This window comes from Psychrobacillus sp. NPDC096623 (assembly GCF_044762655.1).
Classification (GTDB): domain Bacteria; phylum Bacillota; class Bacilli; order Bacillales_A; family Planococcaceae; genus Psychrobacillus.
Genome location: NZ_JBIWER010000002.1, coordinates 337,386 through 352,690, shown reverse-complemented (window position 1 = coordinate 352,690; position 15,305 = coordinate 337,386). Strand labels below are relative to the sequence as shown.

The following is a 15,305-nucleotide window of genomic DNA, read 5'->3' as shown; positions in this document are numbered from 1 at the left end:
GAAAAAAAATTCTTTATTCCTTGTTGAAGTAAAGCACCCGTTAGTTGAATATTCCATTTTAATTCTTCTCAGAATATTCTTGTGTGTAATACTCGACACCTTCTGTGTCCTGGATAATTCTTAATCCTACCTTTTCAAACTCTAACTTAATATTTTCGTCAAGAGTTACATAGTATTTAGAGCCATCTGTCTTAATCGTGGCGTCTTTATAAACTTTATTAAATTGTTGGGTAAGTGGAATATTTTCTTTTTCAAGAACTTTATCAATATTGCTTTTTCTGTGACTCTTTCCCCTCAGAACATGACTATCAATCATAATTCCCTCTTCTGATAAAACAATGATTTGATTAGAATTATTTATAAACCCTGAGTTTTCAAAATCTGAGACATATGCTTTTAATTCATCATTCTTGGAACTATCAGTACAAGCAACTAAAAGTAAAGCTGAGAAAAACATTAACACTATCTTTTTCATCACAATTCCTCCTTCTAAAATATATACAGATTGAAAAACGGGAAGGTTTCAAAAAATTAGGATTTCTGCGAAAGGTGCTCTCGAACTAATAATTTTGTTAAATTTTAATTTCCAGAAATATTTCTTATTCAACTAACCTGCCTCGTTAGTTAAAAAAGAAAAAATGCTTTACTCCTTATTGAAGTAAATCACCCGTTAGTTGAAGAAGGAAAGTGACGCTTATTCCACAATCGCGCCCTTTGAAGATTGTGCAACAATATTTTTAGATAAATAGATGCCTATGATATTTCACAAAAGTCTTTTAATATAAGTAATGACTTTAATAATTTTAATAATCATTTATTATTAATATTCCTTTTTAGGTATTTTACGAATACTAATTAAAAGGAAGTGGGAGAATAAGAGATGGATTATTCAACAATCCTAAGCACTCTTGCCTAGCCCAGTAGGTTGAATTACTTCGTAAAGGCCCACTAACAGTAGGGGAAATAGCGGACCATATTCATATTCGCCAGCCTCAAGCATCTAAACATCTCCGTGTACTACATGAAGCAGGAATGGTGGAGTTTGATGCTGAAGCGAATCGTCGAATCTACAAGCTGAGGTCAGAGCCCTTCAAAGCCTTAGATTTATGGCTATAATAATACCGTGACATTTGGGAAGAAAAATTCGACAACTTGGATCGATATTTGGAGGATCTGCAAAAGAGAGAAAATAAAGAGAATGAAAACTAAAGTTATTGGAGGAATCACAATGTCAACTCAAATCAAAATCACTCATACTTTCAATGCTCCACGTGAACTTGTGTTTAAGTCATTAACTAAATCAGAACACCTAATGAATTGGTGGGGTCCAAAAGGATGGACATTTGAGGTTTCTAAATCGAATTTCCGTCCGGGTGGTGTCTTTCACTACAGCCAGAGACCTGTTGACGGCAACGTAATGTGGGTTAAATTTGTATATAGTGAAATTATTACACCAGAGAAAATTGTTTACACCAGTTTCTTTTCTGATGAAGAAGGTAATATTGTACGTGCTCCATTTGACGCAAATTGGCCAATGGAAACCCTGAATACCATTACGTTAACCGAGGACGAAGATAAAACAACTCTTACAATGATTGTGGCTCCCATATCTCCGACTGAGGAAGAGATCAAAACCTTCGAGGATTCAAAAGAGATGGTTCAGGAAGGTCATTCCGGAACCTTTGATCAATTAGATGAATACCTAACAAAGATTTAAGCCGTTTAAAATAGCCACAACAAAAACACCGACCATCGGTGTTTTTTGTTTTTTATGACCATCCCTTCTTTAGCTTAACAATAATTAGTTTAAAATTTCATCGTTCGTAAAATAAGTTACTCTACAATCTGGTCCGATTGTTGAACACAAGTTAAACAACACTCTTCAACTAACCTGCCGCGTTAGTTTAACGATCGTTTTCGAAGCAGTGGGATGAGTGATACAGATGAGGTAAGGTATCACATCACCGTGCACGTTAGCGACGGTGTTAGCTCATCGCTTACCCCTCGGAAAGTGTCGATCTGTAACGGAAGTCAGTAGGATTTTTCATTCTAAAAAGCATTTTATCTCCGTGCTCACGGGGGAATTTATATTCCTTATATTCAAAAAAAAGCCGGTGGAATTTTCCACCGACCTAATATTTATTAGCTATATTGATTTCCGTTCATTTGTGATTGGGCTTGAGCTACTAAACGCTTAGTAATTTCTCCGCCAACGGAACCGTTAGCACGCGCTGAAGCTTCTCCTCCAAGTTGAACACCGAATTCTTGTGCGATTTCATATTTCATTTGGTCAATAGCTTGTTTTACGCCTGGTACTAGAAGTTGATTGTTGTTTGGCATGTTGTTCACCTCCTTGTAACGTTATATTGTGTTTTTTTTCATCATTTATACCACCATATAAAACAGGAGATTTTGTTAATATTTTTCAAGTATGCTTAAATTTACTTTTCAAGGATTTGATTAATCACTTCATTGGCTTTACTATTGTTTAAATTTTTATAAATGCAGCTTGCTGGTGAATCCCTGAGCGTGTCAGTAAAGGCATTCGCCATTTCTGCTTCTCCTGCTACATGAAACTCACGCCAGCCTCGTTTTTTCTTTAGCTGCTCAATGGTGGTTCTCATCCCTTTGTAAAAAGTACTCGCATTCACTCTATATTGTGGTTCCAGCACAGCTGTTTTACTGTCAGCAGCTGCTCGTTTTCCACGACTATCTAATTTGACCTTTTCATTCCACGTTTCTGAAACGGGGTCATATTTGAATGTTACATCGTCACGAACAAATCCTAATGCCGTATCTAAAATGCGAACTTCTCCAAAGCTAGGCATGATTATACCTGCTTCTGGATATGCTTTATACATATACTCGAGTTGCTCAGTGACAGGATGATTCTCCCAATAGAAATTAGTTTTTACAGGCACCTGCACATAATGTACAGACCATAAATCATCATTTGCACCACTGGCAAAAATGACGGCACCCTTACGTAACTCCAATGAGTTTTTTTCCATTTCGTTTTTTACTTTTTCTTTCACATGATTAAATGCTTTTAATTCCTTCTCATCACCGGAGGCTTCTATATATTCACCGATACGCTTCAAACCACTTTTCAGATGAATCGCCCAAGCACCATTTAGTTGCTCAGGATCAGCCGGATTGGTATTCAAATAAATACTCAAAACACTTCGATCAATAGTGGTGTATGCTTTCAACGCTTCAATTTCTTTATTAATCGTCATCCTATCTTCCTCCTTCGTCTAACTCTTTGTAGTATCACCTTCGATTAAAGGATTACACCGAAAAAAGAATGATTAAATTTTGTAAAATAAAAAAACCGGACAAATAGGTGTCCGGTCTTAGAAGATAAATAACTACATATGCCGTTGACGGAAATCATTCGGCACGTTTGGTTATTATACTTTTACCTTTTTTGCTAAATAATCCATCAATCCCATCGCACTTACTTCTAAATCCACTTTGATCAATCTAAATACACGATGACTTTTAGATATACCTTCATTTTTCAGATGCTCTTTCACCAGCTTAGCCAGTCTACTTGCTATTTCTTCAAATCCACCTTTTTCTGCATACACAGTTTCTGCTTCAGACAGAAAAATATTCAACCACATGGAAACTTGAGAAAGAGCTTCTTCTGGAGTATCCGTCATTCCATAATGTCCATAATAAATATATTGAAGATCCATTGCAGCAAAAAGCTCTATTGCCTTTTGCATTGCAGCTGGATTGAATTGGTTCGGGGAAGTAGATGGCAAGAAGAAAGAAACACCGTCTGCTATCAATTGTTCGTATCGAACGCCAACAGTATCACCCGTAAACATACCATTACTAATTGGATCAAATATACTAAAATGATGGTTAGCATGACCAGGCGTATCAAAAAACTTTAATATACATGTTTCCCCTATTTTTAATAAATCCCCATCGTTTTTTATAATCAGTCGCTCATTTGGAATAGGAATAATCGGATCGAATAGCTCTTCAAATTTTGTCCCATAAACAGCCTTTGCTCCAGCTATCAGCCTTGCTGGTTCCGCCAGATGTCTTGCTCCTTTTGGGTGAACTACCACTTGTGCATTTGGACATTCTTTCAATAACAGCCCGGCACCACCTGCATGGTCCAAATGAATATGTGTAAGGATTATGTATTTCACTTGGTCTAGTGAGAAACCTATTGCTTCCAATCCACTTTTCACATGCTTGATCGATGGACTTGGTCCCGTTTCTACTATAGTTAGCTGTTCCTCGTCAATGACATATGTACCTGTACGTTCTGATTCACCCATATCAAATCCATCGATTAAATATATACGTTCATTTATTTTTTTTGGATACTTATTTCCCATTTTCCTTTCCCTCCATATTTATATTTTTGAATATTGCGTAAATAAATCCTTTCATTTATTTTACCATTGTTCTTCTGAATAACTACGCAACTGCCGCAATTAATAAATTCAAGCCTAAAAAAACCTACTGCTTTAAAATGGCAGTAGGTTTGTCGCATATTGGTTCTAGCTAGTGTAACGTATTTAGTTTTTGTATATTTTGATGCAGCTGCTCCTGAAGTGTACTTATAGGCTCCAAGTTCCCTCTACTTTCTAAGGCCATTTTAACTGATCGATTGGCACGTTCTATCATATCCTCTGCATTTTGGATGGACCTTTCGGTAGGATTTGTTAAAGCTTGACCAACAGCGAGCGTGACATTATCCACAGAATTGTGTAATCGAGCAATAACATTATCTTCTTTCCAACTTACTTGAGTGTGATCCATATTAAAGTCCCCCTTAGTTATTATTAGGATTACTATGGCAACTTAAGCCTATATTTATTCACCGGTGGATTAACATGGTAGCTCATAGTCTTATTAGATTCGGGAACACTATCTTCTGAAAGCTTCAAATTATAAGGAGGAAAAGTTATGCCTAAAACCAGACGTGGCCCAAATGATCGTTCGAATAGTGAAGAAAGACTAAAGAAAACAATCAGACATATGGAAGCTGCTGAAATAGCGAAGGAATACGCACCAGCAAAAGACCTTGCTGGAATTGAAAAGAAAAATGAACAACGTGCAAAAAGCATAGAAGAGTTGGAGAAAGAAATAAACGCAGCAGAAAATTTAGGATTAAAAGGATACCTATAACACTTTTTTAGCTAGCCAGATATAAAATATATCGAGGCTAGCTTTTTTCATTTCACAAATCGAAACTTATTTTAACTTCATTTCGTAGAGAAGTTGAGGTGAGATAATGAAAAGATTAATAGAAATAATTGGAATAATACTTATAGCGTTAAGTATAGTCATTGCTTATGCTAATTTAGAAAATTTTCCAGAGAATACCCTAACGTACATACTAATCATAATGTTAGTCAGCTATCCACTCTATATTTTAGGACATCGATTACATAGAACTTTAATAATTTTCAAAGAGAAGTTAATAAAGTGGTCTGTCGCTTATGCATTTGTCGCTTTGTTCATTCCTCTTCTATTTATTAGCTATACACATTATGAACAATTAAAATCAGAGACTTTTAACGATTACTTCATTCTATATAAGTCTAGTTCCTCATTTAATGTAGAAGGTCTTTCTTTTGGTTGTATGTATTCTCTGATATTATTTGTGGGGATACGTATATTTAGTACGGAAATACGTCGGAAATGGATACCAAATTTATTAATAGTAGTTACTCTTTTTGCATATGGCATCTCTTTGTATGTCTTATGGGAGGATTATAGAGGAATTCATGCAGATAAAGGTTTGGTCACTAATAAATGGAATGGTGTGGAAGAATCTATCCCCTGGGAGAATGTCACTCGAATTTATATAGACCCTTATGTTCACTATGCTCGTTTAAGTAATAAAAATGATGAAACACATATATCTTGGACAATGGTAATAGAATCTGATTCAAATGAGGACGTTCTTTATAGATTTCAAAATTTGCACGAACATGATCTTCATGTAGGCAATCAAATTAAAGACATTGCACAGGATAACAATATCCCTTTCATAATTAGCAATATGACAGAAGCCGAACGGAAATGGTATGAGTTCGAATTGGAATTAGAAAACCTGCCTAAAGAACCCTTTCATAAATTCTTTCAATTTAAATAAGTAAACCCGTTAAAATGAAAATAAACACGCTTTTTCTATTGATTACATAAATTGTAGAGATAGGAAAAGGAGGACTGTTTAGTCATGATTAGCCTAGAACCAATTAATATTGAGGGATATACTTTTTTATCGATTTCTGTGGAGCTACCTAAAACGAATTTACTCGTTGTTACTAATGACAAAGGGTATATAATGTGCGGCGCTCTAGATGTTGCATTACTTAATGAGAAATTGAAAGATCGGAAGGTCATTGCTGGAAGAGCAGTAGGAGTAAAAACAATTCCCCAGCTTCTAGATGCTCCACTCGAATCAATTACCTATGAAGCAGAGGAACTCGGTATCACTGAAGGTATGATAGGAAGAGAAGCTCTATTAAAAATGATATAAAGATATTTTTCACTTTCAAAGGCTACAGAACAACATACCGTTGTTCTGTAGCCTTTTGACATGCCTAATTATTCCTAGATTCCCACAGATTCCAGTAGAAGTCACAATTACGTGACCAATTTTATTTAATTTGTTCATATCTTCATGAACGTTTTGTGAAGTCGCGTTTTATCATTTTGTATTTTCAATCCATGGTAATAAGATTAAGGCATACAGAGACAACTTCTGTTTCTGATGCGATTACTTAAATAATCTAGGAAGGGGTAAAACGATGAAGTTAAAAATGAAATGGATTCTTTTAACGATGGTTATCACTATTTCCACCGTGTTAACCGGTTGTGAACCATTATTAGTTTTAGATCCGAAAGGCCCTCAAGCAAAAACACAGGCTGACGATATTATGTTATCAATTTGGCTTATGCTGGGTATAGTTGTTGTCGTTTTAGCTATTTTAGTGTTTGTTTTATTAAAATACCGTGCTTCTAAACAACCGAAAGACTACGAGCCACCACATATTGAAGGAAGTCCAATAGTTGAAGCAATTTGTATCGGTATTCCAATTATTATCGTTGCTTTTCTTTCAGTCGTTTCTGTAAAAAGTAACTATGAAGTCGAAGCAACTCCAGCAGGATACGAAGACCAAGAACCTTTAATTATTTATGCTTCTTCATCTAACTGGAAATGGCATTTTAGTTATCCAGAAGAAAATATCGAAACAGTAAATTATTTATATATCCCCGAGGACCGTCCTATTGAATTTAAACTATATTCATATGGTCCAATTACAAGCTTTTGGATTCCACAGCTAGGAGGTCAAAAGTACGCTATGTCTGATATGATCACAACTTTACACTTAGCTGCAGATCAACCTGGAGAATTCATGGGTAGAAACGCAAACTTCAGTGGAGCTGGATTTGCTGAAAATACGTTTGAGGTTACTGCAATGTCTCCTGCAGATTACGAGGAATGGGTAGAGGAAGTACATGAAACTGCTTCACCTCTTACAGAAGAAAAGTTTGAAGAATTGCTAGAGCCAGGACATCTCGGCCGTTCTACTTATACAGGAACACACTTAGAATTTGCTCCTCCACCTGAACATGACCATGGTTCCACTGATAACAATACAGAAGAATCAGATTTAGAAGGTCATGAGAAACACGATTCACATAATTCAGAAGAGCATTCAAATCATTAATGCACGATAGCTACACACTATTGTTTTGAAAGGAGTTACAAAAAGTATGGATTTCTTTGATCGCTTTGCAGTACCACATCCAAGCTTTTTAATATATGCATCCATGGTTGGTATTGGACTAACTATGCTTGCGATTGTTGTAGGAATCACCTACTTTAAGAAATGGGGATACCTATGGCGCGAATGGATAACTACTGTTGACCATAAACGAATTGGTATCATGTATTTGCTATCAGCATTACTAATGCTGTTCCGCGGTGGTGTAGATGGAATTATGATGCGTTATCAACTTTCTATGCCTGAAAATACATTTTTAGATTCACAACATTATAATGAAGTCTTCACTACTCACGGAGTAGTAATGATTCTATTTATGGCTATGCCATTCATTATATTTTTCTTTAACTATCTTGTTCCACTACAAATAGGTGCACGAGATGTTGCATTTCCACGCTTAAATGCTTTAAGTTTTTGGTTATTCTTTATGGGTATGGGGTTATTTAACATCTCATTTATAGTAGGTGGATCACCTGATGCAGGTTGGACTTCTTACTTCCCACTAGCAGGTAATGAATTTAGTACGTCTGTTGGTACGAACTATTACATGATTGCTATACAAATAGCAGGTATTGGTACATTAATGACTGGTATTAACTTTATTACGACTATTTTAAAAATGAGAGCACCTGGCATGACTCTTATGAAAATGCCAATGTTCACATGGTCAGCTTTCATAGCCAACGTTATCATTGTCTTTGCTTTCCCTGTGTTAACAGTATTACTAGCAATGGGGACAATGGATAGACTATTTGGAACAAACTTCTTTACAACAGATAATGGTGGTATGGATATGCTTTGGGCTAACCTTTTCTGGGTTTGGGGACATCCTGAGGTATACATTTTGATATTACCAGCCTTTGGTCTATACAGTGAAATCATTCCAACGTTTGCACGACGCAATCTGTATGGTTATAAATCGATGGTTGCTTCAATGGTTGTTATTTCTGTATTATCTTTCTTAGTTTGGGCACACCATTTCTTTACAATGGGTCAAGGTCCATTAGCAAATAGTATATTCTCTATTACAACAATGGCAATTGCTGTTCCAACGGGTGTTAAAATATTTAACTGGCTTTTCACATTGTGGAAAGGAAAAATCGATTTTACTACACCAATGCTTTATTCAATGCTCTTTATCCCACTGTTTACATTAGGTGGAGTTACTGGTGTAATGTTAGCGATGTCAGCAGCAGACTATCAATATCATAATACGATGTTCTTAGTGGCTCACTTCCATAACGTAATTATTCCAGGAGTAGTTTATGCAATGCTAGCTGGTCTAACGTACTATTGGCCAAAAATCTTTGGCTTCATGCTGAATGAAAGACTTGGTAAATGGACTGCATGGATACTTTCAATCGGCTTTGTATTAGCCTTTATACCAATGTATATTACTGGTTTAGATGGTCAGGCACGTCGTATGTATACGTACTCTGAATCTACTGGTTTTAGTTTATTGAACATGGTTTCATTTGTCGGTGCTGCCATTATGGCAATTGCCTTTGTTCTACTTGTTTATAACATTTACTATAGTATTCGATATTCTCCAAGAAATATCGGTAGTGATCCTTGGGATGCGCGCTCACTTGAATGGGCTACGCATACTCCAGTACCAGAATATAACTTTGCGATTACACCACAGGTTGCTTCTACTCAATCATTCTGGGACTCAAAGAAAAATGGACATGAGTTATTTAAAGGCGATATAGAAAAAATTCATATGCCAAATAACAGTGGTTTGCCATTTATCATGAGTTGTATATTCTTTGTATTTGGCTTTGCTATGATCTTTAGTATATGGCCACTGGCAATAATCACATTAATCGGTATATTAGCTTGTATGACTTACCGTTCATTTGAAAAAGATCACGGAAGATATATTTCTGTCGAAGAAATTAAAGAAACAGAAAACAGATTGCGAGGTGCTAAAAAATGAAGGTAGATAACTCGCTTCCACTTGAATACAGTACGGAAGAAAACAACCTGAAGATCCTAGGGTTTTGGATTTTCATTGGTGCTGAAATTATGCTTTTTGCAACACTTTTCACTGCATATTTCACTTTAGTAGATCGTACTGGCAACGGCCCCACTGGTGCAGAGATTTTTGAGATCACACCAGTTCTAATAGAAACTATTTTACTTTTAACAAGCAGTTTTACCATTGGTCTAGGTATACATGCTATGCGTTTAAATAAGAAAAAAGCAACAATGGGATTCTTTATCGTCACATTGATATTAGGATTAGCTTTCCTAGGAGTAGAGATTTATGAGTTTACCCATTATGTACATGTTGGTGCAGGGCTTCAAGTTAGTGCATTTACTGCAGCTCTATTAACAACTTTAGGGACGCATGGTCTGCACGTTACATTGGGATTATTCTGGGGATTCTTTATACTACTACAGATAAAAAAACGTGGATTAACTCCAGAAACAGCTAATAAGTCATTTATTTTCTCACTTTATTGGCATTTCCTAGATATCATTTGGATTTTCATCTTCAGCTTCATCTACTTGAAAGGAATGATGTAATATGAAAGAATTATTCCCTATTAAACAAGTAATGGGCTTTGCATTTTCTTTAGTTCTAACTGTAGTGGCACTATTAGTTTACTTTACTGACATGTCCTACACTGTGGGTATGACAGTACTTCTAATAACTGCTTTCGTTCAAGCAGGACTGCAGGTAGTTGTCTTTATGCATGCTGGAGAGACGAAGGATAAAGGTTCAATCTATCTTAATATCTACTATGCTCTACTCATTGCTCTAGTTACTATTTTCGGTACACTACTTGTGTTGGTTTGGGATATGTAAGAAGTTCGTCCGGAGTGTTTGTACAAACTCTAACTATATTGAAAAGAGGATCGGGACTACAGTCTCGATCCTCCTTTTTTTAACTTTTTAAAACTATATTGACTTAAACCTACCTTTATTTACTTTATAAATGTATCGGACAACCATTCAAAAAACTTTTCTTTTTCTTCAAATTGTAGATAATGAGTGGATTGCTCAAAAGAAATAAACTCCTTTTGTTCGTTTAATCATATTGAAATATTTTTCAGCTCTTAATACGCAAATACTATTTAGCCTAATAAGCTGACTAATTTACTACATTCCCTTTGTTATTCAATATATTAATTTCATAAGAGTCAATATGAGATACAGATTTTAGTTCTTTATAATCTAAGATTTCATTTACTGTCTCTTCGATTTGCATTGCTAGCTTAAGTGCATCGTTATCTGAACCTTTTATTGACGTTTGAATGTTAATGGATTTTTGATAATCAGTATTTATATTTCCGATTACGCCGTAAGCTTCAAGCCCTTTCATTAAAGTAGATGATAAGTGGAGAAGTTCTTGGTTAATATCTTCAACTTTTTCGGTAAGGGACGATAAATCTAGTCTTTCTACAAAAACTGTATAATCTTTTAATGTGGAGGATATAATTACTCTTTTTGCAATGGACTCAATATCCTTATTAACCGAATCAAAATATTCTTCATTCTCTTCAACTTGTATCTTCAGCTCTTTCTTTGAATTCGAGCTTACAGCAAACTGCAACTCCTTATATTTCTCATGAATTTTTTCAGTTACAATGTTCATTGTAGAAATATTTAGCTCTTCTTCCTTAGTAAATAAATGGTCTTGTTCCTCTTTATTTGCAACAGAAGTATTAACTTCTAAAGGCTTATTTAACAGGTTTAATGAGGATATTCCCACTATAAATATTCCAAAAATAATCAATATCCTTTTAAACATATAATCCCTCCTGTAGAAGAAGGTATGTCTTGTATCCGCCAAAAATGCCATGAAAATACAATGTCATCTTCTTGGTGTATTGCGTCTTTAGTATTAAAGTTATTATTTGCTTTTAAAAATGTTTTTTAAAGATATCAACAAAAATGACTATCAAATTGATATACAATTTGATAGTCATTTTTTACTACATTTTGAATGTTTACGATAGGGTAAAGGAACCCATTATTATTTTAGATACTTTCTTTTTTGCATTGATTGGAGTTAAGAATCATTTCTTCCGAAGCAACTAAAATCATTCCGATTAAAAAGATGAAAACCGCTCCCATAACAACACCTATTCCAATACCTATAGCTGTACTTAGTCCGCTGATTAATGCTCCGTATAAAAAGATAGCAATTCCTATTGTAAGTAAAGTAGCACCAACATATTTAGTGGCGTGCAACATTTTAACGTAATTTTCCATACTGTAACACTCCTTTATACTTATATTATTCAACACGTTCACAAATTTGTCAATTATTATTGTCTAATTTGTGAACTGCTATCTAGTATAAGCAAAACAAAAAGGATTACATCTCATGTCAAAATTAGTATGAATTAATTAATTTCAATTCTTTTCGATATCCCATAACAATCCGAACAAACATTACAAGCCAAAACACACTCATTACTACTAGCATTAAACGAATGGCCCCCATAATAGACCATTCAAAAAATGAATGCTTAAAGGCGATAATATTAATATATATAGACTGTGCCATGACTAATAATAGAAGGACAGTCATTCCAATGTTCATCATAAACGCCTTTTTAGCCGCTTTTTTTCTCTCTAGTTCATCATAGGAAAATGCAGGTTTTTCGCTCTCTTCCTCATAAGGCATCCCCCAGATCGTATAATTCAACCATGTAATATTGGATGTGTATTTTAACTCCCACCCAAAATCCTTGTGAAGCTGAAAGTAGTTAGCATTAATTTTAGGTTCAAATGTTACTTCATAGGCAATGTTATTTTTATTCTTAGGGCGGAATGTAAAAATCGTTGCAAAAACGGACTCAAGTTCAAAACCTTGTTTTACCATTTCATCGAGCCAAATCTTGGTTCGTAGTGGTTCATACATCCAACCAGGACGAAATCTACGAATTTTATTTCCAGACTTTTTGATGACGTCAGTACCAAGTAATTGCTTTTCAAACCTACGATAAGCTTTAAACACAATAATGGTTAACGTCACTAGTCCAACATATATAATAATAGGTACTAATAGTGGTCCAATTTGAAAAGTTTCATTAGTAATATTAATAAGCATGCCAAACAAAAATATAAATGATAAATAGGAAGATAAGTAAAAGGCCGAGAGTAACAAATACAAATAAGCATGCATTCGAGTACGTTTAAATAATTGATCCTTGCTAGGAAAAACGGAAATATCCATGTTCTCATTTGTAAGCACTTGCCACTTTCCGGACACCGCTGCAGTTTTCCAGTCAGCAGAAACAAGCTTAGGGGCAATAACTTTTTCACCATAATGAATTCGTACTTTTCTTTCTATAGAATCTCCTTTCTCAAAAGTGAAAATTCTTGAAAAACGGTTAAAACTTTTTAAGTGAAAACCTTTTCCCATCAGATTTTCGAACCACTTTTCAGTCGAATCGATTCGATAACTCCACAACCACCTCATCTTTTTCATTTGAATTCCTCCTCTAAACTTAATGCATTCGTGTGCAATTCTTTTAAGCGACCAATTTCTGCTTGCATTACATTTTTGCCAAGCTTAGTTATTTCATAAATGGTCTTACGCTTTTCGTCAGAAAATACGATAATCATTCCATCGTTTTGCATTTTGGTTAAAGTGCCATAAATAGTACCTGACCCTAGTTTTAATCTACCGTTTGTTAAATCCTCGACACGTTTAATAATTCCATATCCATGAGATGGTTCAGTTAAAGAAAGCAATATATAAAAGGCTGTTTCAGACATCGGTATATATTTTTTTAGTATTTTTTCCAATTCCGCACCTCCACTATGTCACGATACGACTATATCACGATGCGACATAAACATGCAATATTTTTTCTCATTTGTTTCTTCATCATGAAGCTATTGTAGGAGAATATAGCAAGCTTACTTGGTTGACCAAGGATTAATAGTCTTGCATCAAAAAAGAATTGCCCCAAATTGAGAACTTGGTAGCAATTCTTTTGACTAATCCGAAGAGATATCCTCTCCGTAAATGGAAACATTCTGCCTATCAGATATAAACTTTTGCCCATCCCATTTAAGTACTGTTTCAACATATCCCAATGCATCTGCATGATATCTTCCTGCAATTTCTTGAAAAGCCATTAGTTCGTAGGTACCGTCCCTAGCAAAGTCAATAGGATACAACCCACTAACAGGGTCTACCCAGCCCTCTATCGGTTCCTTTAGAATTCCGTCTTCATCATAAATTTCCGATAAATATTCTTTCCCTTTATACGTCAGATCTAATATATATTGCTTGTTTGGATAAGAGCTAACTACTTTAACTTGGTAGTAGTTTTGATAATGAACTTCATATTTGGAGGTTTCATTAAACTCTTCTACGTTAAATACTTGTTGCATGTTCCCATCAAAATAGGAAAAGACAAATGCATAAATTGTCCCCCCACTTCCTCCAGTATCAATAACAACTAAAATGTCATCTACTTGATCACCAGTAAAGTCACCAAGAAAAATGGTCGGATTATATCCAACATTTTGGTTCAGATAAATTCTCTCTAACGTATTTTCATGTTGATACAAAACATTTAAAGTGATGTTCTGCCAAAATGGACTTCCCTTCGTCTTTTCCCCAGTTAGATAAACAGTGTCCAAAAATCCATTCCCGGTCAAATCACCTCTAGAATAAACAATAATCTCATCATTGTTAGGGCTATTATTTTGCATATGCTCTAACACTCGCCGCCTCATATTTAGTAAATACTCAAGTGAAGGGTACGGTTCACTGAAAGACAAAGCCTTATCAATAGAGATCATAAACTGTTCAAAATCACCTGCCTTCTTCTGAGCCTCTGCTAAATAGTACCAATAATAAGAGAAATCATTGGATTGTAGTAGTCTTTCATAATAATCCTCTACTCTCTTAAAGTAATACGGATATACATCCTTAGCTAAAACTAGCTTATTCTCTTCGAAACGGTATACATCTACTTTATACGCTTCTCCTGTATCATGAACCCATATAGCGAGTTCATATTGACCATCAGGGCCGTATAGACCAGGCATGTCTTCTACATCCAATTTGCTATAAGCTATATTGGATGTAGGCAATCGTATAATTCCACCATCCACCCATTGTAATAAATCTAACACGGACCATTCACTACCTATTTGCCAGCCGACAATGAGTGTGTTCACCCAATTAGTTGTAATTGGTGCCGCCATTAGGCTTGAAATGCCATATCCACTTCCTTTTATATGTATTAAAGGTAGCCACTGGTCATGGACTTTTTTTAGAATTACAAGGTAATTTTGGTCTTTATATTTGTATGCTCCGATTAATTCACTGATTTGATCATCATCGATATCAGCCAACAACACCGCTGGATTATTAGGAAGTCCAGTTAATTCAAGGATGGATGCGGTTGGTGGTAGAAAATTCAATAGCACATTCACATAATCATTCACGTTTACACCCCTTTTAAACCATCATATGCTCCAATAAAATGAAACTTCCATCAGTGGAGGGTTCTTTCTTCTTCGTTCCCCTCTAATGAAAAAATTGAACTCAG

At 35.2% G+C, this 15,305-nt stretch carries 18 protein-coding genes and 2 pseudogenes; 9 read left to right on the top strand and 11 right to left on the bottom strand.

Features of this window, described 5'->3' with window-relative positions:
• Positions 1–58 precede the first annotated feature (58 nt).
• Positions 59–475 carry a hypothetical protein gene (locus tag ACIQX2_RS06430; protein WP_402847805.1) on the bottom strand — a complete coding sequence of 139 codons (417 nt, stop codon included), beginning with the start codon at positions 473–475 and terminating at the stop codon, positions 59–61.
• A gap of 449 nt (positions 476–924) precedes the next feature.
• On the opposite strand from ACIQX2_RS06430, the pseudogene ACIQX2_RS06425 reads away from it, so the two are divergent.
• Together ACIQX2_RS06425 and ACIQX2_RS06420 are read left to right on the top strand one after the other, a co-directional pair.
• A pseudogene (locus ACIQX2_RS06425) lies at positions 925–1,209 on the top strand (ArsR/SmtB family transcription factor); the annotation flags it as partial.
• A gap of 19 nt (positions 1,210–1,228) precedes the next feature.
• A complete protein-coding gene (locus ACIQX2_RS06420) occupies positions 1,229–1,717 on the top strand; it encodes an SRPBCC domain-containing protein (protein ID WP_402847804.1) in 489 nt (162 codons plus the stop codon).
• Between the two features lie 425 nt (positions 1,718–2,142).
• Here the strand turns inward: ACIQX2_RS06420 and ACIQX2_RS06415 are convergent, their stop codons facing one another.
• The 4 genes from ACIQX2_RS06415 to ACIQX2_RS06400 form a co-directional block, all read right to left on the bottom strand.
• Positions 2,143–2,340, bottom strand: coding sequence for an alpha/beta-type small acid-soluble spore protein (locus ACIQX2_RS06415; RefSeq protein WP_093061509.1), 198 nt, complete (start codon positions 2,338–2,340; stop codon positions 2,143–2,145).
• 101 nt (positions 2,341–2,441) lie between these two features.
• Positions 2,442–3,239 carry a VLRF1 family aeRF1-type release factor gene (locus ACIQX2_RS06410; RefSeq protein WP_402847803.1) on the bottom strand — a complete coding sequence of 266 codons (798 nt, stop codon included), beginning with the start codon at positions 3,237–3,239 and terminating at the stop codon, positions 2,442–2,444.
• A gap of 174 nt (positions 3,240–3,413) precedes the next feature.
• The gene (locus ACIQX2_RS06405) at positions 3,414–4,364 is read right to left on the bottom strand and encodes an MBL fold metallo-hydrolase (RefSeq protein WP_402847802.1); all 951 of its coding nucleotides are present in this window, start codon (positions 4,362–4,364) and stop codon (positions 3,414–3,416) included.
• 169 nt (positions 4,365–4,533) lie between these two features.
• Positions 4,534–4,791, bottom strand: coding sequence for a hypothetical protein (locus tag ACIQX2_RS06400; protein WP_402847801.1), 258 nt, complete (start codon positions 4,789–4,791; stop codon positions 4,534–4,536).
• 147 nt (positions 4,792–4,938) lie between these two features.
• On the opposite strand from ACIQX2_RS06400, the gene ACIQX2_RS06395 reads away from it, so the two are divergent.
• The 7 genes from ACIQX2_RS06395 to qoxD all read left to right on the top strand — a co-directional run bounded on the left by ACIQX2_RS06395 (position 4,939) and on the right by qoxD (position 10,587).
• A complete protein-coding gene (locus ACIQX2_RS06395; RefSeq protein ID WP_402847800.1) occupies positions 4,939–5,160 on the top strand; it encodes a small, acid-soluble spore protein tlp in 222 nt (73 codons plus the stop codon).
• Positions 5,161–5,266: 106 nt separating this feature from the next.
• On the top strand, positions 5,267–6,133 hold the full coding sequence (locus ACIQX2_RS06390) for a hypothetical protein (RefSeq protein ID WP_402847799.1): 867 nt from the start codon (positions 5,267–5,269) through the stop codon (positions 6,131–6,133).
• A gap of 84 nt (positions 6,134–6,217) precedes the next feature.
• The gene (locus ACIQX2_RS06385; RefSeq protein WP_402847798.1) at positions 6,218–6,520 is read left to right on the top strand and encodes a YunC family protein; all 303 of its coding nucleotides are present in this window, start codon (positions 6,218–6,220) and stop codon (positions 6,518–6,520) included.
• Positions 6,521–6,791: 271 nt separating this feature from the next.
• Positions 6,792–7,715: a cytochrome aa3 quinol oxidase subunit II gene (qoxA, locus tag ACIQX2_RS06380; RefSeq protein WP_402847797.1), complete on the top strand. Its 924-nt coding sequence runs from the start codon at positions 6,792–6,794 to the stop codon at positions 7,713–7,715.
• Positions 7,716–7,761: 46 nt separating this feature from the next.
• Positions 7,762–9,711, top strand: coding sequence for a cytochrome aa3 quinol oxidase subunit I (gene qoxB, locus ACIQX2_RS06375; protein ID WP_402847796.1), 1,950 nt, complete (start codon positions 7,762–7,764; stop codon positions 9,709–9,711).
• Entirely contained in the window at positions 9,708–10,304 is a 597-nt protein-coding gene (gene qoxC, locus ACIQX2_RS06370) for a cytochrome aa3 quinol oxidase subunit III (RefSeq protein ID WP_402847795.1), read from the top strand. The genes qoxB and qoxC overlap by 4 nt, the downstream gene beginning before the upstream one ends.
• 1 nt (position 10,305) lies before the next feature.
• Positions 10,306–10,587: a cytochrome aa3 quinol oxidase subunit IV gene (qoxD, locus tag ACIQX2_RS06365; RefSeq protein ID WP_402847794.1), complete on the top strand. Its 282-nt coding sequence runs from the start codon at positions 10,306–10,308 to the stop codon at positions 10,585–10,587.
• A 119-nt stretch (positions 10,588–10,706) separates the two neighbouring features.
• Here qoxD and ACIQX2_RS06360 read toward each other — a convergent pair.
• From ACIQX2_RS06360 to ACIQX2_RS06335, 6 genes and pseudogenes are all read right to left on the bottom strand, one after another.
• Positions 10,707–10,808 (bottom strand): annotated as a pseudogene (locus ACIQX2_RS06360) (alpha/beta hydrolase); the annotation flags it as partial.
• A 65-nt stretch (positions 10,809–10,873) separates the two neighbouring features.
• Entirely contained in the window at positions 10,874–11,533 is a 660-nt protein-coding gene (locus ACIQX2_RS06355) for a hypothetical protein (RefSeq protein ID WP_402847793.1), read from the bottom strand.
• Between the two features lie 230 nt (positions 11,534–11,763).
• Entirely contained in the window at positions 11,764–11,997 is a 234-nt protein-coding gene (locus ACIQX2_RS06350) for a hypothetical protein (RefSeq protein ID WP_402847792.1), read from the bottom strand.
• Between the two features lie 124 nt (positions 11,998–12,121).
• A complete protein-coding gene (locus tag ACIQX2_RS06345) occupies positions 12,122–13,222 on the bottom strand; it encodes a DUF2812 domain-containing protein (RefSeq protein ID WP_402847791.1) in 1,101 nt (366 codons plus the stop codon).
• Complete coding sequence (locus ACIQX2_RS06340) at positions 13,219–13,512, bottom strand: PadR family transcriptional regulator (RefSeq protein WP_402849120.1); 294 nt, start codon at positions 13,510–13,512, stop codon at positions 13,219–13,221. The genes ACIQX2_RS06345 and ACIQX2_RS06340 overlap by 4 nt, the downstream gene beginning before the upstream one ends.
• A 225-nt stretch (positions 13,513–13,737) precedes the next feature.
• Entirely contained in the window at positions 13,738–15,201 is a 1,464-nt protein-coding gene (locus ACIQX2_RS06335) for a hypothetical protein (RefSeq protein WP_402847790.1), read from the bottom strand.
• Positions 15,202–15,305 lie beyond the last annotated feature (104 nt).